This is a genomic window from Elizabethkingia miricola (assembly GCF_001675285.1).
GTDB classification, from domain to species: Bacteria; Bacteroidota; Bacteroidia; order Flavobacteriales; family Weeksellaceae; genus Elizabethkingia; species Elizabethkingia miricola.
On the sequence record NZ_LSGQ01000031.1, the window covers coordinates 62,008 to 86,441 of the forward strand.

16 protein-coding genes are annotated in these 24,434 nt (G+C 36.1%); 5 read left to right on the forward strand and 11 right to left on the reverse strand.

The genetic code is table 11. The annotated features are described in order from the left end of the window. Positions 1–51: 51 nt before the first annotated feature. Positions 52–1,485, reverse strand: coding sequence for a glycosyltransferase family 2 protein (locus ATE49_RS18225; RefSeq protein ID WP_065083255.1), 1,434 nt, complete (start codon positions 1,483–1,485; stop codon positions 52–54). A gap of 719 nt (positions 1,486–2,204) precedes the next feature. Between ATE49_RS18225 and ATE49_RS18230 the strand changes: the two genes are divergently transcribed. The 5 genes from ATE49_RS18230 to ATE49_RS18250 all read left to right on the forward strand — a co-directional run bounded on the left by ATE49_RS18230 (position 2,205) and on the right by ATE49_RS18250 (position 12,167). Further along, the gene (locus tag ATE49_RS18230) at positions 2,205–3,497 is read left to right on the forward strand and encodes a nucleotide sugar dehydrogenase (protein ID WP_065083256.1); all 1,293 of its coding nucleotides are present in this window, start codon (positions 2,205–2,207) and stop codon (positions 3,495–3,497) included. Positions 3,498–3,847: 350 nt separating this feature from the next. Next, positions 3,848–6,844 carry a SusC/RagA family TonB-linked outer membrane protein gene (locus ATE49_RS18235; RefSeq protein ID WP_065083257.1) on the forward strand — a complete coding sequence of 999 codons (2,997 nt, stop codon included), beginning with the start codon at positions 3,848–3,850 and terminating at the stop codon, positions 6,842–6,844. Between the two features lie 6 nt (positions 6,845–6,850). Continuing rightward, entirely contained in the window at positions 6,851–8,218 is a 1,368-nt protein-coding gene (locus tag ATE49_RS18240; protein ID WP_065083258.1) for a RagB/SusD family nutrient uptake outer membrane protein, read from the forward strand. Between the two features lie 11 nt (positions 8,219–8,229). Next, positions 8,230–9,465, forward strand: a complete 1,236-nt coding sequence (locus ATE49_RS18245; RefSeq protein WP_169817122.1) for a DUF4929 family protein — start codon at positions 8,230–8,232, stop codon at positions 9,463–9,465. Continuing rightward, positions 9,462–12,167 carry a M16 family metallopeptidase gene (locus ATE49_RS18250; protein ID WP_065083260.1) on the forward strand — a complete coding sequence of 902 codons (2,706 nt, stop codon included), beginning with the start codon at positions 9,462–9,464 and terminating at the stop codon, positions 12,165–12,167. The genes ATE49_RS18245 and ATE49_RS18250 overlap by 4 nt, the downstream gene beginning before the upstream one ends. A gap of 94 nt (positions 12,168–12,261) precedes the next feature. Here the strand turns inward: ATE49_RS18250 and ATE49_RS18255 are convergent, their stop codons facing one another. The 10 genes from ATE49_RS18255 to ATE49_RS18300 form a co-directional block, all read right to left on the reverse strand. Next, positions 12,262–13,134 (reverse strand): ChaN family lipoprotein, encoded by an 873-nt coding sequence (locus ATE49_RS18255; RefSeq protein ID WP_065083261.1) that lies wholly within the window; start codon positions 13,132–13,134, stop codon positions 12,262–12,264. Between the two features lie 105 nt (positions 13,135–13,239). After that, positions 13,240–14,268, reverse strand: coding sequence for a hemin-degrading factor (locus tag ATE49_RS18260; RefSeq protein WP_065083262.1), 1,029 nt, complete (start codon positions 14,266–14,268; stop codon positions 13,240–13,242). Positions 14,269–14,272: 4 nt separating this feature from the next. Next, entirely contained in the window at positions 14,273–14,923 is a 651-nt protein-coding gene (locus ATE49_RS18265; protein ID WP_059154875.1) for a class I SAM-dependent methyltransferase, read from the reverse strand. A 2-nt stretch (positions 14,924–14,925) separates the two neighbouring features. Then, a complete protein-coding gene (locus ATE49_RS18270; RefSeq protein ID WP_065083263.1) occupies positions 14,926–15,702 on the reverse strand; it encodes a heme ABC transporter ATP-binding protein in 777 nt (258 codons plus the stop codon). Beyond that, the gene (locus ATE49_RS18275) at positions 15,702–16,742 is read right to left on the reverse strand and encodes a FecCD family ABC transporter permease (protein ID WP_065083264.1); all 1,041 of its coding nucleotides are present in this window, start codon (positions 16,740–16,742) and stop codon (positions 15,702–15,704) included. Before ATE49_RS18275 ends, ATE49_RS18270 begins: the two co-directional genes overlap by 1 nt. Further along, on the reverse strand, positions 16,726–17,604 hold the full coding sequence (locus ATE49_RS18280) for a heme/hemin ABC transporter substrate-binding protein (RefSeq protein WP_065083265.1): 879 nt from the start codon (positions 17,602–17,604) through the stop codon (positions 16,726–16,728). Before ATE49_RS18280 ends, ATE49_RS18275 begins: the two co-directional genes overlap by 17 nt. 179 nt (positions 17,605–17,783) lie before the next feature. Continuing rightward, positions 17,784–18,986, reverse strand: a complete 1,203-nt coding sequence (gene fabV / locus ATE49_RS18285; protein WP_065083266.1) for an enoyl-ACP reductase FabV — start codon at positions 18,984–18,986, stop codon at positions 17,784–17,786. Positions 18,987–19,215: 229 nt separating this feature from the next. Continuing rightward, positions 19,216–20,511, reverse strand: a complete 1,296-nt coding sequence (locus ATE49_RS18290; protein WP_065083267.1) for a hypothetical protein — start codon at positions 20,509–20,511, stop codon at positions 19,216–19,218. Between the two features lie 75 nt (positions 20,512–20,586). Beyond that, positions 20,587–21,885, reverse strand: coding sequence for a TolC family protein (locus ATE49_RS18295; RefSeq protein ID WP_065083268.1), 1,299 nt, complete (start codon positions 21,883–21,885; stop codon positions 20,587–20,589). Positions 21,886–21,952: 67 nt separating this feature from the next. Next, on the reverse strand, positions 21,953–24,385 hold the full coding sequence (locus tag ATE49_RS18300) for an ABC transporter permease (protein WP_065083269.1): 2,433 nt from the start codon (positions 24,383–24,385) through the stop codon (positions 21,953–21,955). Between the last annotated feature and the right edge of the window lie 49 nt (positions 24,386–24,434).

Sequence of the window (24,434 nt, forward strand, 5' to 3'; positions counted from 1 at the left end):
GCCCCTGCAATGAAAATTACAGGGGCGTTCTATTTTTTAATATTTTTTTGGTTACGATTCTTTCACCGCCAATTCACGGGTCAACCAGCCACTTTTGCTTGCTGTAGCAATAGCGTATGGTGTAATCCAGAAAAGCGTAAAGGCATAGAAAATACTATAGGTATAGGCCCAGAAGGCTTCAGGTGTATTTTTATTTCTCTTCGCAAAGAAGAAGGCCTGTACACTGGAGAAAATCAGTATGCCCAGTAATGTTGAACTAATGAATAACATGGTATGATTAATAATAAACCATAGCATTAATAACATTAAAGGATAAGACATAACCAGCTTTAGCCACTGCATACACAATAATATTCTGGTCCCTACTTTTGGTCCTTCACGGAAATCTCCAAAAGCAAACTTGCTCATCATTATATTTTCACGCACATTACTACGTTCCCAACGGATAAACATCTTATACAGGTTTTTATATCGTTTAGGAATATTCGTATATACATATGCATTTCTCTGGAATAAGATATGATAACCTTGTTTCAGGATCATATTCGTCATGGCTCTGTCCTCCCCTATATCAGACGGACGTCCCATAAATGTCTGGTTCACCCATTCATCCAGACAGTTCATTACCTGCTCTCTGCGGTATGCGGCCAAAGCTCCTGGTGTACACATTACGGATCCAAGCATACTCTGCGCGGAACGGACAAATTCAAAACTGAATACAAAGTTTACATTAAGCATTCTCGGAATCAGTTCCTTCTCATTGTTCAGTACACGTACATTGCCTGCTACTCCGCCACATTTTTTATTGACTACGAACGGGCTTGTCATATTACGGATCGTATCTTTTTTCACAATAGAATCACTGTCTACGGTAATAAATATTTCCCCGGTACCCAACTGGAATCCACGGTGTAAGGCATGTCTTTTCCCCATATTACGAGGTTGTTGATAGGCCATTACTCTGTCACCCAATTCTTCTTTGGCTTTCTTAATCCATGTCCAGGTATCATCTTTACTGCCATCGTCCACAGCAATAATCTGTACTTTTTCCTCAGGATAATCACTGCTCGCTAAGCTATGAAGTGTCTCATATACAAGCTTTCCTTCATTGTAAGCCGGAACAATAATAGTACAGGTAGGCAGCAGATCGTCTGATACAGAAGCAACGGGTTTATACCGAATGTATAAAACAAGTAAATAGACCAAAAAGCACACCGCAACACTTAACAGAAATAAGCCTGTTCCAATGACTACTACCCCAATGGAACTGTTCATCTGTTCCCAGTGCAGGTGCTCGAACTCTGGTTGTAATAAGTATACGGCATATATTGAACTGAACAACAATATAAACGTCACTGCAAGGATACCATATTCTATGGTTCCAAACCTCCCCTTTTTGACGGGTACAAAATCTTCTTTCTGGCGAATTAATGCTGATTTTGGTACAACATTCTTCTTAACGTGTAGTGTTTGTGTTTCTTTCATACATTCTATAAAAAAATTCCCTACTGCTATTCCTTATTTTTTTGATTAAACGGAATATCAGTATCCAATAATTTATTATTTCAACTTTTGAAATTGGAAGCAAGGTTTCCAAAAAGAACCTGCGCACTCTTATTTTGCTGAAAAAGCCTTATTCTAAGGCAGAATAAAAGGTTTAAACTTTTAGCAAAACAGAAGAGAATAGTTTTATATCATGTATTAATTGATCAGTATTATCATGAAGGAAACCAAAAAGTATGATCAGAATCCATACAGTATGATAACGTTATTTTTCGTTATTTATTGCTGCTCTAATGAAAACATTATGCCATTTTGTCTTTAAAATCAATATTTCCGGAATATTCAATATTTTCAGTTTGTTGGTGACCGCTCAGCTTAAATACTTTATTTCAAAGATTTTCAAAACATTACAACCCAATTAACTTTGTATTTTTTATTTTATTTCTTTTGAAAAATCAGAAAAAAATAATGTTTTTTAATGCCACTGCATACGAAACAGACAATTTCAGCGTTATAATACCGAAAGAAATTTATTAAAGGCTGAAAAATTCATTAGCCTCCCCCACTCAGCTCACCCGAAAATTATAGATTAAAACAAGTTATAATAACTGTGGTATTGTGCTGAATACAATAAGCATAACATCATCCGGCGTAGCTAAATTTGTTACAATTCCGGACAAAAATAAAAGAAGATTATAATTATGAACAATCACCGAATAGCTGTTATAGGACAAGGATATGTGGGATTACCTTTGGCATTGGAGTTCGCGAAGCATTTTCCGGTATACGGATTCGATATTAATACAAACAGGGTACAAGAACTTAATTCCGGTAAAGATCATACACTGGAAGCTGACCTTACTTTACTTTCTGAAGTAATTAATGAAGCAAATGCTTCTGGTTTTTCTAAAGGATATATTGCATCTTCTTCACTGGATACAATTAAAGATGCTAATGTTTACATCGTTACTGTTCCTACTCCTATTGATAAATTCAATGCCCCCGATCTCGGACCTTTGCTGAATGCAACCAAAATGTTGGCGGAGATTTTAAAGAAAGGAGACATTATAATCTATGAATCCACAGTATATCCCGGCTGTACGGAAGAAGACTGTGTTCCGGTTCTGGAAAAGATTTCGGGATTAAAATTTAATGAAGACTTTTTTGTAGGCTATTCACCCGAAAGAATTGTGCCGGGAGATAAAGTAAATACACTGACGACTATAAAAAAAGTAACATCAGGCTCCACTCCGGAAATTGCCGACACAATAGATGCTCTTTACAAAAAAATTATAAAAGCTGGAACCCATAAAGCTGCAAATATAAAAGTAGCTGAAGCTTCTAAGGCTATTGAAAATGCACAGCGGGACATTAATATTTCTTTTGTCAATGAACTGGCTTTGATATTCGACAGAGTTGGAATTGATACAAATGATGTATTGGAAGCTGCAGGCACAAAATTCAATTTCCTGAAATATAAACCAGGACTTGTTGGCGGACATTGTATCTCAGTAGATCCGTATTATCTGGCGCACAAAGCTTCTCAGTTAGGTTATCATCCACAGGTTATCCTTAGTGGTAGAAGAGTAAACAACTCTATGGCCGAGTTTATAGCTTCAAAGGTTTTAAAACTTATGATAAAAAAAGACATATCCATTAGCAATGCTGATGTATTGATTTTGGGTGTCACCTTCAAAGAAAACTGCCCGGATGTCCGAAATACTAAAGTAGTTGATGTATACAGAGAGTTGAAAGAATATGGACTGCATGTAGACATGTACGATCCCTGGGTAGATCGTGCAGAAGTAAAACAGAAATATAAAATCAATATGCTGGAGAGCATCAATGATGATAAAAAATACGATGCGATTGTTTTAGCTGTATCTCATGATGAATTTTTAACATTGGATTTAAATAATCTGAGAAAAGAATCATCGGTTATCTTTGATATAAAGGCAAGACTGGACAGAGAGATCGTAGATGCAAGATTATAAATCGATCTCTTAAAAAAAGTAAAAATATAAGCTTTTAAGATCCCCTGTAATTTCGGTTATCAGGGGATTTTATATTTATGGACCACTCTCCTTGGCTTAAAAATATTTAAGTTTACTTTTTGTACTTACGGGGATTCATAGTCATCAGTTTATTCCCTCAATATTTCATTTTAATATTGAGATCACTCCCACTACACTTCTATTTATTTTGAAAATCAGACAGTAATATATTATTCTTCATTCTGTAAACTATAGTGGCAATCCCCGACTGATATGAGAACTGTCATACTTTATGATCATATATTATTTTTACATTTGCATAATTCTTAATTAGAATAAATAAAAATAAAATGATACGAAAGTATACTCCTGTACTCTTCCTTTTCTCTTTTTCTATTGTATATGCGCGTTATGATAGTATGAAAGCAATACAGCCCCCTAACAAAACAAAAGATGAGAAAATCTCGGAAGTGCAAAATAAACTAAAAAAGCACTTGTTTCATACCAGCATACAAAATATTTCTTCGGCACAATCTTTATCCGGACCTCGACTATATAAGGATACTATTGTAAAGCCCGGCAGAAAATCGGGTGAAGCAAAAGACATACAGGAAGTCACATTGGTAAAAAGCAAAAATATCAACGATATTGATATCCGGAAAATAGCGGGCTCTATTACCACTATTGATATGAAAAAATTTGAAGGCCGTTCAGAAATGGATCTTATGCGAATGCTGCAAGGTGCTGTCCCTGGTCTTTACATAGAATACAATGGTATACTGGGGACCAGACCCAAAATTGAGATACGCGGAACACAGTCATTCTCCGGTCAGGCAAGAGCAAACGAGCCATTATTTGTACTGGACGGGATGATTATCTCTTCCGATACATTTCTGACACTAAATCCAATGGATTTCTCCACTATCAAGGTTTTAAAGGATGCTGCTGCATCAGCATTATATGGAATAAAAGCAGCCAATGGTGTTATAGAAATTACTTCTAAAAAAGGTTATAAAGGCAAGCCAATTATCAGCCTTAATATAAAACAGGGAATTACAACAAGAGGTCCCAGAGGTGTAGAAATGATGAATTCCGCAGAGAAACTGGAATTAGAAAGGCGCTTGAAAGTAGCATCGACTCCGGGGTATATGAACTCCGAAGAATATATAAGAGAAAACTATACTAATGCTCCAAATCTGGATGCTTTGATCCTGAATGGCAAGAAAAATCTGGACTCTTTAAAAAGAATCAATACCGACTGGTTCAAGGAACTAATCAGACCTAATCAGTTTAGTTCTTATAATCTAAGTGTAAGAGGAGGTACAGACAAAAATGCGTATTATTACTCCTTAAACTATGGTAACCGTGGTGGAAAATTGCCTGGCAACGACATTAATAATATTACTGCAAGAGCAAATATTGATTACGTAGTTACACCTAAATTCAGTTTATCTCTGAATACCTCAGCCGGAATTTCAAGAACTAATACCCAAAACGGAACCAAAGAAGATCCTTCTGCTCTCGCCTATGCCTTAAATCCTTATGAGACCCGATTATCTGAAAAGAATGGCAAAAAAATAAACCTGACCTCATATCCGGATTACGCATTCAGTGATCTTATAAATCAGTATACACGCAGCGAAGTATCTAACAGAGTAAGCAGTTCCCTTATATTTAATTGGAAATTGCTGAATGATTTGAGTATATCAGGAGTTACCGGAGCAGATTATGTAACCAATGAAAATAAAACTGTAATTCCACCAGAGGCGGCTTCTGAACGACAGTATAGTGAGGATGCAAGAGGGAGCCTTACCGAAGAAAAAGCTACTGAATTTATCTATTCCTCTAACATCAGAGCGACTTATACCAAGAAACTGGGCGATCATGATATTACATTAGGTGCCAATATCGATTACTTACTTAACAGAAGAAAGGTTGTTGGTATCAACGGCTACGGGATACCATCGGGTATGGCATCGGTTCCGGTAATCAATCAGTCCTTGGAAGGCAATCGAAAAACGACAGCTTTCGGAGGCAATACTAAAGACATCCAATTAGGCTTTGGTGCCGCATTCGGATATTCATTCCGGAATATTTATGATCTGTATGCCAGTTACAAAAGGGATGGCTCCTCCCTCCTTCCGTCTGATAAAAGGTGGAATACTGCCTGGTCTGCAGGATTTGGATGGCGGCTTAAGGAATATGAATTTCTGAAAAACTCAAAATTCATCTCCGAGCTTAAGCTAAGAGCTTCAATGGGAATTACCGCCAGTATGGCGGGTATTACAATCGGAGATATTGTTCCGACTTACAGGTACAACAACCTTTTTTATGGTTCCGGAAGATTATTACCTTCACAACAACTTCCCAATAGAAATCTGAATCCACAGCAGTCACATTCATATAATGCAGGATTGGATATTGGCATTTTAAAGAGGTTTACACTAACTACCAATTTCTACAAAATCCTGAACAAACAAGCTCTTTTGGATGTAGAAATAGCACCCAGCAATGGTTTTACCAGCTATAAGAAAAATATTGGTGCATTGGAAAACAAAGGAATAGAGGTAATGCTGTCCGGAGATATTATAAGAGGCTCCGATTTTCAGTGGAACAGTGCCATTACCTTTTCCGCCAATTTTAATAAAGTAAAACAACTCTACGGAACCGATAAAATTTATCAGAATGGAGAAGCCCTTATTCCTTCTTATGAAGTCGGTCAGCCGTTGGGAATAATCTACGGATTACAGTCATTGGGAATACATCCTCTGGATGGAATCTACAGATATAAATCTGGTGACGGAAGAGAGCTAACATACAGAGACAAAAGCAGTCTTACCCGTTCAGATTTCATGAGTTTAGGCTACAGCACTCCACCATATAACGGGATGTTTTCCAATGTTATCACCTATAAAAACCTGTCTTTGGCTTTTGATCTTTACTATGCCCTGAAGGGCGTAAAACAATACTCAACTTCTTTTATTCGTGACAGAAGTGATATCCGTTACAATGCCTTTAAAGGTCAGTTGGAGCAGATGTGGTTTAATGAGGGGGATGAAGGAAAGATTTATCCTTCCGCTAACAGACCTACAGAAGCTGCTGAGATGGAGAAACTTTTTGCTACAACAGATAGTGTATACAGATCCGATTTTGTTTCTCTCAACAATATTCAGCTTACCTATACCGTAGATACCAATGCAATACAGGAGCTTTCCAAAACAATACGTTCTCTTAGTCTTAGTCTGCAGGCTGAAAATATCTATACTTATTACTTTGTGAAAAACAGAAATACAATCAATGATATCAAGCAGCCTGTTTTTACCCTCAGCTTAAATGTCTCTTTTTAATTCAATATGAAAAAAATTACCTGCATAACATCATTATTGGTTTTACTAAATGCCTGTAGCCTCGATTATACTTCCGAAGATTCTGTATCGGGAGAAAATGTTATAAACACTGTCAGCAGAGCCAAAGAGGTTTTGAACACAGCCTACTCCGAATTTCCGAAAGACAAAACTTTTCTCAGTATTTATACCGAGGATTTCGTTCCTACCTGGTATATCTCCCAAAGCAAATACGAACCTGTAGAAAAGATGTATTACTGGGACCGACTGGTCATTAAAAATAATGCAGAAAACCTCTGGCAGCAATATTATAAATCTTTATTCGAGATCAATACCACTTTGGAAGCTCTGGATCGTAATATTTCTGATAAAAATTCGGATGAGGCTAAAAAAGTAAAAGGAAGGGCACTAGGATTAAAGGCTGCAATATACTATGAATTGTTGTTATTATTCTCCGATCGTTACACAGGCTCTGATATGCCGGGAATTGTTCTGAAAGACAAAACAATTTATGAGGATAAAGAACGCTCTGGTTATAAGGAAACATTGGTTGAAATCAATAAACTATGTGATACAGCATTGTCACTACTCCCAAAAGATGAGGGCAGTACCAACAAGAAGGAATATTTCAATTATTACACAATAAAACTACTGAAAGCTAAAGCAGCGTTACTGGAAGGATCTTATCAGAGTGTCATTACTCTGGCCAACGAACTTATTACACAGAGTGGCAAATCCATCACGGACTTTAATCAGGTCTCTTATCAGCAGATTTGGAACTCTCCTTCCTCTTCTCCCGAGGTTCTGATGAATTTCAGTTACAATCAGCAGCCTTATAAAAACCTAAACTACAACTATGAAAAAGGTGATTTTGTAAGACTGCATTCCAAATTTGCTTTTGAGGAAAATGACATACGCAGCAAAGTTTCAGCTATTACGATACCCGATATTCCTGGTGCTTTTATAGGAAAATACAGATCGGATATTCGCGATAATAAAAACAAAAATATAGTACAGTCCAGATTTACTGAGGTGTATTTTCTGCTAATAGAAGCCTATTTAAAAAATAATCAGCATCCGCAAGCGGCTAAGCTGCTCAATGATTTTCTTAAAAGCAGAAATACGGGTACTGTCGATGTTTCTTTGTCTTATGAGCAGTTTTCTGAAAGATTCAGATATGAAAAACAGAAAGAGTTTCTGGGAGAACCTGAAAATTTCTTCGATCTGAAAAGATGGCAAACAGACATCAAAAGATATAAAACGGATGATGAAAAACAATATTCAGTAATCTCTAAATCCGACTACCGCTGGACGTTCCCTATTCCGTTTAATGAAACAAAAAATAATAAAGTCTCCCAGAACAAAGGTTGGGAATAACTGATATGACAATGAAGCATTATTATAGATTTAATTTTTATACCAGACTTATTCTGTTTTTTATACTCATAACAGGAATGAATTCCTGTATGCCGGATGATGAAAGAAGTACATACAGAGGTCAAAACAAAATAAGTTTTTCGCTGAATAAAACTCAGATTGAAGACCAGTCCAATGATTATATCGTGGTAAAGATCATGTTGGTAAAAGCTTTGGAAAAGGATCTGACTATTGACCTCAATCTTCAGAATGCTGATAATACTATGAAACTGGATCATCCCAAAGTAGTACTACCGGCAGGAGAGAAAACTGCTACAATACAGATAAAACCAATTAACCTGCTGCCTCTTGACGAAAGTAAAACAATTCAGTTAGCAGGAACAACATCCGACAGTCAGGTAAGCGTTGAGAATATTTCTTTCGAGTTTAAAAAAGGAATAGATATCCCTGTACTTACCAAACGACAGAAAGAACTTCTTGAGATTTATCGAAAAAAAGGACTCAACCTATATCCTTTTATCGGTCTTGTGGAAGCAGAAGGTAATGTAACATTTCCAGCCGGAGGTAGAATTGAACCTTTTACAGAGGGCTTCAAGGAAAAAATTACAGGTAAAACCATTATTACTCTTAGCGAGAATGCTACTGAAGATAGGCCTTTGCTAAAAATGCAAAGAAATGCAATGGGAATACAGACGCTCTTGTTGAAACTATATCGAAAAATGACTATTGAGAATACTTTCTTTCTAGACCCTCTTGGTGCTCCAAACTTCAAAATATTAAAAGATATCAAGGAAAACGGGATGTCATATTATTCCATGATGGAAAATATGGAAAAGTATGACTTTGTTGTCACTCTGGATAACATAGCATTAAATTTCAATTCAGATGAAGTTAGTTTTATTTCAGAAAGATTCAATGAATTTCAATCAAAAGAGGAAGGCCTTAAGGTTGTAAATTTTAACTATAGCTCCGCAATATGGGAATCACTTTATAAAAAAATTAAACAGGATATCAGCCTTCAGGATATAGGTTTAGAAAATGGTGATGGTACAATTAATCCTTACAGATATATGAATATATCAACCATATCTCATGATGACTGGGGTAATGGTAACTGGAGACCTGCAAAAGCAACGATTAACCGAAAGGATAACACGTTACATTTTACCTTTCCAATGGACTTTGATAATTCAGATGATTATATGCTGACCAATGTTGTCTATAAAGGAAAAAATATGGCACAATGAGGTATGGTTTATTAGCAACAGGACTTCTTAGCTTTATTACAACAGAAGCTCAGATAACATTTCCGGGCAATTCCGGGATTACAGACCGAAAGATTCAGGAAAGTGGACTTCATTATATTATTCATCCTGTAAAAGGCGATTCCCGTACAGAGATCAGGCTTATTATAGGTGCAGGAAGCCTTATGGAAAATCCTGAGCAGGCAGGTGTTGCTCATTTTCTGGAGCATCTTGTTTTTAAGAAAACTTTATTTGGAAACCTGAATCAATTGGGCGTAAAACTGGAAAGAGATTTTAATGCTTCTACCCATTATGAATCTACAATTTATAAAATTTCAGTACCCAATACACCCGAAAATATTGGAATGTGTCTGGAGATATTCAGAAAAAATATTTTTGCAGATTTGTTCAGCAATGTCAGCAAAGATGATATAGAGAAAGAAAAAAATGTAATTATTCAAGAGCTTCGGGACAGAGGAAATGAAGGTCCTTTCTACCATGAAAAAATAGGAAACAGCATTTTTAGAAACAAACTTCCGGGAGGCACAGAAGCTGATATCCGAAAGATAAACAAAGCATCATTGGAAAGCTATTTTAGAAAATGGTATACAACAGGCAATGCTTATATCGTAATTGCAGGTGATATAAATACATCTACAACAGAAAAAAAAATTACAACATTATTTCATGATAAAGGCCATAAAGCTAGTGAGACTACTTCTTATTCTCAGATAGATTACACTTCATTGATCCCTACAAAAAGCATCTTTTCTCTGCAACAGGGAAAGCAAAAAAACATGAGCACCGAGCGGATAATTGTTATACAACGAAAACCTGAAGATTTAAAAGCTACATTGATGCAAAAGCTCTACAGCGAATTGATACGCCAAGGCATTAAAGATACAGGACTACAAAATGTAACATTCTTTGATGACTGGTATATGGGAAACATTTTCCATTCAGGCTTTGAAATCAGAAGTAAGGACAAGACAGATTTACTAAAAACCTATGAGCAGCTCGGAGCTCTCTCTGAGCAAGTAAAAAAAACAGAAATTCAGCAGGAGTTGTTCGGCACCATAAAGCAAAAAGTAATTAAAAATACTTTTGCTCCGTTGCCAATCAATGCCAAAGATATTGCTGTGTATTACGAAGATATAATTGGCAGGCACAAGTATGTCCTTTCCTCCGAAAGTGGATTTCTTGCACAAAAAATTCTGAATGAACTAAAAGAAGAAGAGATAAGGTCATATTCTTCTTTATTACCTGAAGAGCCGCATTTCAATCTGATTCAGATACCTTCAGGTTTATCTGAAATCACAGAACAGGAACTAACCGAAAGCTTTCAGACAGGAATAAAATCCGGCTTGAAAATACAACATCAGGAAACTGTAAAAGAAGAGGTTTTAAAAGAAGCTCCCCTAATCCATTATAAAATAGAATCTCCAAAAAAACTTTTTGCAAGGGTCATTAGTGAAAAAAAATTAGATCAGCTAAATGCCTCCCTAATAAAACTGTCCAATGGAATTGATGTTATACTGGCACCTGACAGCAAAGCAGAGAAAAACACGATTATATACTATGGAAGAGGCGGATTTTCACAGCTTTCGGATCACAAATATCCATTCTACAAGGATCTGAATTATTATGCTAATCAGATTGGGATTAAACCTTATAAATACAATATTCTTTCTGATATTTTGTCTCAGAATAGCATCTCATATTCTTCTTATATTGGCAGTTATGCTAATGAAATCCGGATAACTGCTCCGGATGAGAATATGGAATTGGCATTCAAATTATTGTACCATTCAGTATACAATTATGTATTGCCTGTTGAGGATTTCAAAGGTGACATTAAACAAAAACTCCAGGAAAATGATAAGGAAGAACAGGTTTCAGAAAATGAATATGCCAGATTTCAGCAGGCAGAAGAATTGTTTCTGGGCAACTACAGAAACACTGAAAATAAAAAACTTACAAAGCAGGAACTAAAAAAACTCGATATTAAGAAGCTATTTGCATTTTATGATCAGGTATTCCGGAATACTAACAACCGAGCCGTTCTGATCTCAGGAAACTTTAATATACACCAGACAAAGGATTTAGTCACAAAATATTTTGGAGCTTATAAACCCGATCATCAGATACTGCAATGGCAGTCAGACAGCTCCCCTGCTATTTTGAATAAAGATTTCGCACCTGAAAACCAGACAAGAAAAGACGTTGCACTGATTACAAAATCATCAGTTATTCCTTCTGCAAAAAACATATATGCCATACAACTTGCAAAGGAATTATTGCAAGCCCGTTTTTTTGAAACAGCAAGAAATAAGTATGGGAAGGTTTATTCACCATCTGTCAGTTGTGAGTACAAAACTTACCCTGTTCCTTCGGTTTCTTTTATTGTAAAATTCCGAAGCGAAAAGGAGGACATTCCATTCCTGAAAAATCTATTCTTAGACCTCATGAAAGATTCTGTTGACACTCATACATTAGAAAATAGCAAGAAAGCTTTACTTATTTCCATTGCCGAAAAAATAAGCGACCCCTATTCAAAAGAAAAAGAAATAATACAGAGCTACTTAGATCAACTGAATACAGATGATTTAGAGAATTATGAGTCATTAATTAATTCAGTTACAACTGATGATATTAAGGCTATTCTAAACTCTGTTAAAAGTGTAAATGCACAGCTTATTCAGTAATCTTATATCTGGGAAAAGGTTAAATAAAAACTCACAGGCTATAAAACCTGTGAGTTTTTTAGATCATCTATTCTATGAGCTATAAAAATAAGTTCTAATAAGTCTTTGTCATATCCGCAGGGACAATCAGGTTAAAATCTGTGGGGATATAATCTTTTTCAGGTACAGCCAATTTGGGGTTTTCTGATTCAAAAACGGAAATCACTGCAATTTTAAGATTGGGATTTCTTTGTTTCAGATACCAATATATACCACCATATTCCTTGCTGTGGTAGTTTCCGTTGTAATGAACAAAAGTTTTTCCGGGTTCTGAATTCTTAATAATTGACTCCGCCATTGTAGCATCTTTTACCGCCTGAGCAGAAATAAAATTCATAACTTTAAGATCATCAGCATGGTCTCCCATCATGGTTTTCATTTCCTTATACCCCGGTGTATCCAATGTTACCTTTACAGGCAAAACTGCAATATAAGTTTTCTCCTTAGCATCCAACATATTCAATGATTCCAGTCCTTGTTTCGCTACCTGAGAAGCATACTTTCTCGGAATATTACCGGCTATAAACTTCAGGTTTTTAGCTTTTGCAAAATCTAAAAGCGGTTTGTAATCTGTAATATAGTTATTCCACAAGCGGACAGAGTCTTTCATACTCTTAGGGTCTAGTTTACCAGACAAGTAACGATCCAGCTGTGGCTGATTATCTCTTTCAAACATTTCCGCCCCCAAAATCAGCTGTTTATTTTTTTGCTGATACAAAGCTTCAGTAAGCTTCAACTGCAGCCAGTGAACGATGGAATTGTTATGCAATTCTCCAAATAAAACCACATCGTAATCGGAAAGCTGTTTAACGATCTTCTCAGGCTTTACAGCTTTTCCTTTTTTATTATAAAACTTATAAGCATCGAATTGCTGTGCTTTTATTCCACTGATGCAGAGCACAGCAAAGGCAAAAAGTAATTTTCTCATCTCTTAAATAAAAGTATATTTGAAATACCAATTTACAATAAAAAAGGCCGCTTTGAAATGCAATGATTCTCAACGGCCTCAACATTTAAATTTAGCTTAGATATTTTATTTTTCAAGTTCAGCTACAAGGTCTTTCCACTCTTGTAACTCAGGGATTCCCGGTTTTCTTTTTCCGAAGAACTGTGCAATGAATTCACCATCTTTATTGAATACTTCTACCGCGTGCACCAAACCGTCCTCAGTCGGTTTCTTTACCACCCATGCTCCGGCAATTTTTTCGGTATCAAGATGAAGATTGAAATCAGGATCCATTACATTGATCCAGGTATTGTACCACAATACTTTGTTTACTTCTCCTGTATGGATTTGTATAATCCCACGATTTCCAACAAACACCATTATCGGCAGTTTTCTTTCAGATGCGGTCTCCAGTAAGGTTACAACTTTTTTAGGATCAATCTTCGTTACAAATTCATCCGAAGCCAAGCGTAGTGCCTGTGTTCTTGTTACACCATATTTTCTTGTCATCGCAAAGAAATCGTGAGTATCTTTCAGTTCAGACCATTCTTTACGGAAAGCTTCTACATCGATATCAGTATCCGGTTTTTCTGCTGCTTTTGGTGCTAATGCTTCAAATACAAACTCCTGATTCTGTATCTCTGCTCTATACTTGTCTGTAATAGTATCAAAAGCATCTGCATTACTGTCTTTTGTTAAATATATTTTGTGAAGTGCCAATCCGTCTTTACCAAAAAACTGTAAACTTTTCTTATCTCCTTCTACTACTGCAAAGGCATGCTTCCATGAGTTCAGGAATATTCTAAGGTCAATATCTTCACCCACAAATAATTGTGCATGTGGACTGCTGAAGTCTCCATTCAGATAAGTTCCTTTTCTTTCGTGTACACATTCATCGTTTCTGGTTAAAGCCATTACTTTTCCCAGTTGTTCAACATCGGTTAAAATTCCTGCAAAATCAGGATTCAGAACCGTAACACCTTCACCAATATTGGTTACCAGTAAATCGGCTTCGCTAACCCCTAATTGTTCTGCTGCATTTCTGATTCTAAGATGTGGCGTTTCTGCTTTCAGTTGAGCCCACTTTTCTTTTAAATCTCCGACTAATGTATTCATTATATTATTTTTTTAAGGTTAATATTGTATAGTTTCTTTTAACAGGACCATCTCCTGTTTTACCGGGTATCCATTCTTCTTTCTGCGATAGTTTTACTTGTACAAATTGACTTTTGGCAACAAGCTTTTCAACATCTTCGGTATGATAAAGCTGAAAGCCATATTGGGTAAATGGCAAATTGCTCATAAAATCTTTATGCCCGAAAGTGAGAACAAATGTTCCGTTGTTGCGTAATACTCTGTAAATCTCTTCTAGAAAAGTATTTGGCTCTTTCCAGAAATACAGGGTATTTACAGTAAAAATTTTATCAAAACTCTGCTCACCAAAAGGTATATTTTGTCCGTCATAAACAAAAAACTGCGATTGGTTTTCAAATTTTATATTTTTTCGTAAAGCATGATCCCTCATCGTTTCAGAGATATCCAATCCCGTATAATTAAGGTCATCGGCTAATTTTAATAACTGTTCCAGATGTCCAGCATTACCATGCCCTATCTCCAGTATTCTATCAGAATCGTCGAGTTCTAAAGCTGCAATACTTTCCATAGTCATAGAAATATTGGTTGCATCCATCATTTCAGCGACTTCTATCCCTTTCTCGCCTTCAGGATTGGCCAGATTTTTTGCCAGTAATTTCAGATCTTCTGTATTCATAATTATCCAAAAATAATCATTGGTGTATCATTTACCGGGTTTTTGCATATGGTACATGGAAAATTATAAGTGTCACTTATTCTTTCCTTTGTGAAAACCTCATTAGGTTTACCACAGGCTGCTACTCTTCCGTTTTTCATCAATAAAATTTTATCCGCAAACTGAGCCGCAAGATTCAGATCGTGTAATACCACAATAGCGGAATTGGCGCGTTTGGTAAAGCTCTTAATGCTTTCTAATGCACGGTACTGATATTTTATATCCAGATTATTCAGAGGCTCATCCAGAAATAAAAGCTTGTGGGCTACTTCATTTTCAAGTTGTGCCATTACCCGGGAAAGATGTACCCTCTGTTTCTCTCCACCCGATAAGGTATTGTAATCCCTGTCCTTAAGATGGACAATATCTGTTTCCAGCAGCATTTTGCTCATTGCTTCCCAGTCTTCTCTTTTAGGCTGGCCATCGAAATACGGATAGCGCCCCATCATTACAACATCTTTTACCTGCAAAGGAATATCATTACTGTTATGCTGGGAAAACTTGGCTTTATGTTTTGATATCTCCTGAATTCCCCAATCAGAAATCAGTCTGTCTTTAAATAAAATCTGTTGCTTTTTATCTTGCTTCACTTCATTGGCCAGAACACTCAGAAGGCTTGATTTTCCAGCTCCGTTGGGTCCGACAATAGCTAAAAATTCTCCATATTCTACTGACACATCTACGCCGTCCAGAATATGGAACTTCTTATGCAGATAACTGATATGATGCGCTTTTATCATTATAAAGACTTTTTATGTTTCATTAGAATTGCAATAAAAATAGGCCCTCCCATCAATGCCGTCAGAATTCCTATCGGCAGTTCCGAGGGTGCTACTATACTTCTGCTGAAGGTATCGGCTACTAACAACAGTACAGCTCCGAATATAGCCGACAATGGCAATATGAAGTAGTAATTGGACTTAAACAGCAGCCTGAGAATGTATGGTACAATGAGTCCTACAAATCCTATAGCCCCTGAAAAAGCAACGCAGGTACCTACCATAAGTGCTGTAATTACTACAATCTGCTTTTTTAGCTTTTCTACATTAATACCCAAATGCTGTGCATCTTTTTCTCCCAACATCATAGCATTCAGTGCTTTTCCTTTGGGCATCAGCACAAAATAGGAGATTAACAAAACAAACAGCAAAACCAGATTCTTGGTCCAGGTTGCTGCAGCCAGGCTTCCTAAATTCCAGAAAGTAAGGTCTCTTAACTGATCATCCTTTGATATATAAATAAGGAAACCTGTAATGGAGAAGCCTATAGCTGTAATAGCAACACCGGTAAGAAGCATCATTACAACATTGGTTTTCCCGCTGCTTGTTGAAATTCTGTATACCAAAAGCATAGAGAGTAAAGCCCCGACAAATGCGGACAAACCTACCAATGAAAACTGTACCGCCTCAGGAAGATAAGCTCTGAAACTACTTCCTAACACTATAGCTATTGCAGCCATAAGTGTAGCCCCGGATGTTAGTCCTATTAAATCTCCTGTTGCCAGAGGGTTTTTGAACAGTCCCTGCAATGCTGTTCCCGATACTGCCAGCATGCTTCCGACTAATACAGCCATTACGATCCGCGAAAGTCTGACATCCCATAAAATGTATTTGTCACTAAGTGGCAGCTGCGGATCCCGTGTGATTACTTTCCATAATACTGTAAATGGTGAGCTTCCTCCAAAATTATAAACCCCAACATAAAGGGCAATTACTGCAAGAACTATTAGTAAAAGCCCGCCTGATACAAGATAAAAATATAATTTACTTTGTGTTTTCAATCAATAACTTGTTTAGTTCAACCACGGCTTCCCCCAGTCTTGGGCCAAAGCTTGATGCCAAACCGCCATCCATAGAAATAACTTTTTTGTTTTTTCCGGCATTGGTTTGTGCAACTCCTGGCATTTTTAATACGGCCTCATTCCCTCCTGCTCCCATTAATCCACTCTTGAATAAGAACAAAATATCAGGATTAGCTTTTACAACTGCTTCTGGTGTAAGAGGTTTAAAATCGTCAAACTCATTGATTGCATTTTCACCACCAGCCAGTGTAATCAGCTTTTCCATTGGTGTATTCTTACCTGCTACCATCAGATTATTCCCTCTTGCATAAATGAATAATACTTTAGGCTTTTTTACCAATGACTGCACCTGCTTCATGTCTGCATCTATTTTGTCATTCAGCTTCGGAAAGTCTGTATTTCCTACAGCTTTCGCAACCTGTTCTATTAACTTTTTAGTTCCTTCTACAGAAAATTCCTGAGTCAGAAGTTCAGCTTTAATTCCTGAAGATTTTATTTTGCTTAATAATTCCGGATTTAGATCTTTATCAGAAGCTAAGATCAATGTTGGACTTAATGCCATAATCGGCTCAATAGTCATAGATCTTACATGTCCCAAATCTTTAGCTGTTGTTTTCAGAGTCTCTGGGTATGTACTGGTAACATCAGTTCCCACGATTTCACTTTCATGCCCCAAAGCACTTACTATTTCGGTGATACCGCCGCTTAGAGTTACTATTTTGTTTGCAGATTTCGGGTTTTCCGAGGTCTGTTCAGTTGCTCCACTGCTAAGCTTATCGGTTTCTTTCTTACAAGAATACAGGGCAAGCACTACGGATGCCATTAATATTGCTTTTTTCATACAGATTTAATTTTGTTCCTATCAAATTTTAATCTTCATACCGAACTCTTTGTTCATTTATATGATTTTACAATATTACACTTTTATTTAGAATTAATAAAAATAATATTTAATGATAAATTTCAGCCAACAAAAAAAGCGGTCCCTTATGGAACCGCTTTTCATATTATTTTTATGTATTATCCTTCTATACTTGGGATGTTTACCACCTCGTTGGTATCTTTTTCGTAATCAATACCCGGAACATCAAATCCAAATAATTGGAAGAATTCCTTACGATATCCTTCGATATCACTAATTTCTCCTAAGTTTTCTGTAGAAATAGTTTCCCAAAGCGCTGCAACTTCTTTTTGTACATCTTCACGCATTTCCCAATCGTCGATACGGATTCTGCCTTTATCATCCAGTAAAACTTCTCCGTTCTCGGTATACAATCTGTCTGCAAAAAGTCTCTGCATCTGCTCGATTGTTCCTTCATGAATACCTTTTTCTTTCATCACTTTGTAAAGTAGGGAAATATAAAGCGGTACCACAGGAATTGCTGAGCTGGATTGTGTAACCAAAGCTTTGTTAACAGATACATAGGAAATACCATTAAGATCTTTCAGCATATCATTGATCGCTGTTACAGAACCTTCCAGATCATTTTTAGCCTGTCCAATAGTTCCGTTTCTGTAGATAGGGAATGTCAATTCAGGGCCAATATAAGAATAAGCAACAGTCTTAACTCCATCAGCAAGAACACCGGTATTCTTAAGATCTTCGATCCAGAATTTCCAGTCTTCACCTCCCATTACAGCAATAGTATTCTGAATATCTTCATCTTTATCTACTGGTTGGATGCTGATATCTGAAACAACACCTGTGTGGAAATCTACTGTTTTGTTAGTAAAAGCTTCTCCGATTGGTTTTAGTACTGAAGCATATGCTACCCCAGTTTTAGGATGCGTACGTCTTGGAGATGCCAAACTGTATATTACAAGGTCAATCTGACCTAAATCTTTTTTAATAAGCTCAATTGTCTGCTGCTTTACCTCATCGGAAAAAGCATCACCATTAATACTCTTAGCATATAATCCTGCCGCATTTGCTTCCTTTTCGAAAGCTGCAGAGTTATACCATCCGGCAGTAGCCAGTTTACCTTCTGATGGTGCTTTTTCGAAGAAAACACCTACAGTTGCTGCACCAGAACCAAAAGCTGCTGAAATTCTGGAAGACAAACCGAAACCTGTAGAAGCACCAATTACTAATACTTTCTTAGGACCGTTTTTAATCTCACCTTTAGATTTTACATAATCAATCTGACTTTTTACATTCTGTAAAGCTCCTTCAGGGTGTGCAGTAAGGCAGATAAACCCTCTAACACGTGGTTGTATGATCATAGTTCTTAATTTTCAATATTATTTACTGAATACAAATGTAGTGAGACATGACAAAATGCACAAATAATCTGTTAAATCATGGTTTGTTTTTCATCCTTTTAACAGAAAAAATGAATCAGGATAAGCCAAAAAAGTTATTTTTAAATTTTAATTTATCACTTTTTATAAGCTGAAAAACCTTGCCAAGGCCAATGATTAATTTTATAATAACCCTGACAAGATTAAAAAATTATTTCGTTGTTGTGAAGTCAATAAGGTAATTCTGAGCAGGATTTCCATCTTTAGATCTGAAACCTCCGTCAAATAGCATCTGATGGTGTGTATTTGGTAAAACTTCTATCTCATACACAACTGTTTTATTATTATTTATAAACCTTAAAAATTTCTTCTTTTTCACAAAAGATTCTTTACCTAAAGGTCCATAGTCGATACCATCTCTAAAAGGATTCATTTCCTGAGAAAAAGTTACAGAAAGTGTTTTAATATTCGGATTTACATTTTTGCTGCCATTCTCAAATTCGGTAATACCAACAACCACAGGTCTGTTCTTTTCATACTCGTCCTTATAATAAGAAACAGGTTTTTCAAAATACCCAGACTCTTCTACAAATGCAGATAAAGCCGCTTGATTATTATAATCTAGCTCAATCATTTTTTTAACTGCAGACTTTTTATCGGTCTGTTTATCATAGTATTTTTTTACGAGCGCATACCCCACAAAGTATCCCAAATCTGCCATTTTAAAACGGTTGTTAGTTGCATTCCATATCCAATTATTCCATGTATATGGTGAAAACATTTCTTTTACAAAAACATCTTTAATCTCTGTTTCATGAGCATAGCCATAGTCAATAGCCGGGGTTGGAGACTTCTGATTCATTGATAATGAAGCTATAAATTCAGCTACTCCTTCCATCACTACCTGGGTTAATAAGTTATTCCCAATAGTAGATTTTTGCTGTGTATGAATATATTCGTGAGCGGCCAGGAATGGAAAAGAATCAATAGGATTTATTGCAAAATAGGCTTTTAGTTGCGGATAGCTTTTATCCATTTCAGAAATATCTACGTCTTTATCTGCAAAAGCACTTTCGGTACCTATCAAAAGATTTCCGTTCATTATGGTACCATTTGTTCTTAGCAGACCTACTGTAAAGTAAGCGTTAGCAGATTTTGCTTCGGGATAGATTTTCTTTAAGGCAGTTATACTTTTCTCAACATTTTTCGCCTGTTTTTTATACTTCAAAGTACGGGATCTTATGGAAGACCAAAACTTCGGGTATTTTCCAATAACATCAATATATTCCTGTGCAGAATATCGCCTTGCCTTCATAATATCATGCAACCCCTGTGTTCCTTTATCTATGTACATTGTCTGAATCAGACTTAATTTTTGTGTGGAGTCTTTTGTTTTTATGATTTTATCGTAGGTTTTCCAGAAATTGTCTACATCTTGTGTGAATATTTTCTGACTGAACAGCAATACGGGTGAGCAAGCTGCAATGAGGAATAATTTTATTTTCATATGTTACTTTAGTTAATTTTAATTGGTGTTGATTTCTCTTCTTTTACTTCCAATGGAATTGATATTATGCTACTTCTATCGATTATATATTTTCCAGAGTTCTTCCTGTAACATGACATCATAGCGGCTTTTAATCAGGTTATAATTCGCCTGAAGCCAGTTATTACGGACCACAAAGAAGGTATAAGCGTCCATTAGCCCTTCTTTGTACTTTTCTTCTGATTTGTCAAAAGATAATTTTTGGTTTTCAAAATTTTGTTGAAGAAGTCTGTATTTCTCTTCTGAATTCTGGTACTGAATCTTAATGGACTTCAGTGCTGCAACAAGATTGCTGACTGTTTTTTCTTTTTCCAGATCGGCATTAATTTTATTAAGTTTTGCAATTTCTACATTGGATTTCACCTGTAGTTTATTGAAAACCGGAATACTTAGATTAAAATATACCTGCTGATTTTTGTTTTGGTTAAACTGATCTGAAAATGCTGTTGTAGGCTGATTCCCCCCCAGTACTTTACTATAAAAAGTAGACCACGAATACTGCCCGTTCAACGTTGGTAAATAGCCACTTCTTTCTACTCTGATTTTCTCTGCAGAAACCTGAATTTCCTTTGCAGCAGCCAGATAGGCAGGATTCTTTTCCAGCATTTCTTTTACAAAATTTTCATCTGAAAAGGCCAGAACAGAAGATGTATCCGATGTATTCTGTGCAAAATCTATATTATCCGAAGTAATGGCTAGTGCATTGAGAAGATTGTTTTTGGAAATTTCTTTCTGATTCTTGGCAGATACCCATTGTTCCTGCAAGGTTCCCATGTTCGCTTTTATATCGTAGATATCGCTTTTAGGGCGGTTACCTATTTCCACCTCTTTTTCTGTTCTTTTAATCTGCTCTTCTACTCCATCCAGCTGAGTTTTCAGCACTCCAAGCCATGCTTTGTCATTCTGATACTGAAAAAATAACTGGATAACATTTAATGCAATATCATTCTGTACAGCTTTCAGACGGTAATCGGAGCTTTCTTTATTCATTTTACTCAACGAAATGTTCATAAAATTTCTCCAGTTGAATAACTCCCAGTTAGCAATTGCCGAGAATTGTGTTGTACCTACATTTAATGCTTCACGCTGATTGGTTCCCGGATTAATGGTTGAACCAAAACTATAATTCTGACTGGTGCTGACAGAAACAGAAGGCAACAGCATTCCTTTAGATGCTGTGATTTCCTGCTTACGCTGGTCCACCTTCAGAATACTCTGCTGCACAGTCGGATGTTTGCTTATAGCATAGTCTACTGTTTTTTGTAAATCCCATTCTTCGGTTTGCTGAGAAAACATAAAGGCTGATATGCTAAGGAAAATAAGTTTTTTAAACATAATTCGGGTTAATTGTTAATTATCAATTGTAATGGTAATTTTCTAACTTCTAACTTCATAATTAGCATCATTCATATTTCAGGTATTTTACCAGTTCTACTTTGGTAGCTCTGTATGCTTTAATACTTGTCACCAGGAATGTCAGCAGTAAGAGGATTATTAAGCTTAAAATATAAGGCCACCAAGGCATCTCGATACGGTATACAAATTCTTTCAGCCATTCGTTCATAAAATAATAACTCAATGGAATACTTATGAACACTGCCGCTGCAGTAATCCAAAGAAATTTCTTTGTCAGATCTTTTATCAATGTGCCGTCAGATGCTCCCAATGTTTTTTTAACAGCAACATCTTTCAGCTTCTGCTCTATCATCAAACTGGATAATGCAAATAATCCCAGGAGTGCTACAGCTAGTACTACAGCATTAAGAATTGAAAATAGCAGTCGTTGTTTTTTAAATTTATCAAAGGTCCGGACAAAATTCTTGTTCACAAAATTTCCTTCAAACGGGTATCCTGGTTCTACTTCTGTTTCCCAGTATTTTTTAATACGTGCTGTATTTTCTGCTATATGATCACCAGAAAGTTTTATCTGTAAATTGTTCATCTGATTTCTGGACCAATATCTCTGATAGTTAAAGAACATCATTGGAAAAACATCATATTGTACACTTCCGTAATGAAAGTTCTTTACAACACCTATAATAAGCATATTACTGCTTTTATCATCCATTCCACTGGAGATCTCTTTACCTATAGCCTCTGCAGGACTCCAGTTCATTTTTTTTATGAAAGACTCATTTACGATGAGTCCACGTGTGGTATCTGTCGTCATTTTAGGATTCATCTCATGGCCTGCGATAAACTTTATTTTGTAAAATTTAAAATAATTAAAGTCAATAGCTCCGATTCCCGCAGATGTTGATTTTGTAGAATCTCTTTTATATTTAGCACCCGATGAACTGGTAATTCCGCCCCCCATTGTATGTGAAGATCCGGTAATATCTATTACACCAGGGAAATGTTTTATTTTATCTCTGTAGCGCTCGTACTTCCTCTGATTGTATTTTTCATCTATAAAGTTGGTTTTCTTGAAATTAATCTGAAAAACCTGATCTCCACTAAAACCTAAGTCTTTATTCATCATATAATTTACCTGAGTGTATATAATCAATGAGGAAATAATAAAAAATGAGGAGATAACCAGCTGCAAAGACAGGATTGCATTGCGAAGCCAAACGCCATGTCTGCTTCTTGCAAAATTTCCTTTCAATGTCTGAATAGGTCTAAAATTGGAAAGGTATAGTGCCGGAATAATTCCGGAAAAAAATGCAAAGACAACTACAATGAGGAGCGTATAAAGATAAATATGAATCCCTTCTACCTTAATTTCTTTCTTCAGGAATTTGCCATATACAGGTAATAATAATTCCAGTAAAACCAGAGAAATAACAAATGCAGTGATATAGACAATGAAAGCCTCTAATAAAAATTGCAGAACTAACTTTCCTTTCGAGCTTCCCAATGCTTTTCGTACTCCCACCTCTTTAGCTCTCTGTGAAGCTTGTGCGGTATTGAGATTGATAAAATTAATACCTGAAAGAATTAAAATAAGCCCTGCTAAAGTCATCAGAATTATAATAGATTTCTGATCTCCTTTCATAATCCCCGAACCTTTGGCTTCAAGTTTCATATCACGGACATTAGTCAAATGAACTTTAATTGGATCTCTGTCATCTGCCCACCCAAATTTACTTCTGTCTGCTCTTTCGTTGTCATCATCCCATTTGGATAATTTTTCTTCAAGCTTGGCAATATCTGTATTGGGTTTTATTTTAAAGAATCCATAGAAACTATAATTTGTCCAATTGTCGTTGTTATCAATATTAGATTGTCTGACTATAAAACCTCCTCTGAATACTGTATTTTCTGCATCAACAGGGTTCTTATAAATAGCTTGTACTACATATTTACTCCCATCATTATCTGCCACTACAACTTTGCCAATGCTGTTCAGGTAATCTTTACCAAATAAAGCCTTGGCTGTATCTTCAGAAAGTGCTGCGGAATGTCTATCTACTAAAATATTATCATAACTGCCTACTACTTTAGGAAGTTGTATTACTTTAAAAAAGTCTTCGCTGGCGGCAATTGGTAATGTATAAACTGAATGCCCTTCGGCTATCAGTTTAGTTTTATCATCCTCCCCTATATTAGCAACTACAGAATAATTTTCTATCTCCGGAAACATTTTCGGAGCAGTGCGTAATAATGGGTAATTGATATTAGAGACATAATTATTTTTTGCAGTCTGCAGCTCTACAAAATAAATATTCTCTTTATTCGGGACCCATTTCTCATAAGATTTCTCGTCCTGCCAATTTAGAAAAACCAACAGAAATATTGTTAAGCCCATAGACAATCCTAAAAGATTGATGAGCGTAGTAAGCCAATTTTTATAATAATTGCTAAATGCTATTTTAATCCAGTTATGTAACATAATCAGCTAATTGTTAATGATTAATTGTCAATGGTTAATTTTCTAGTTT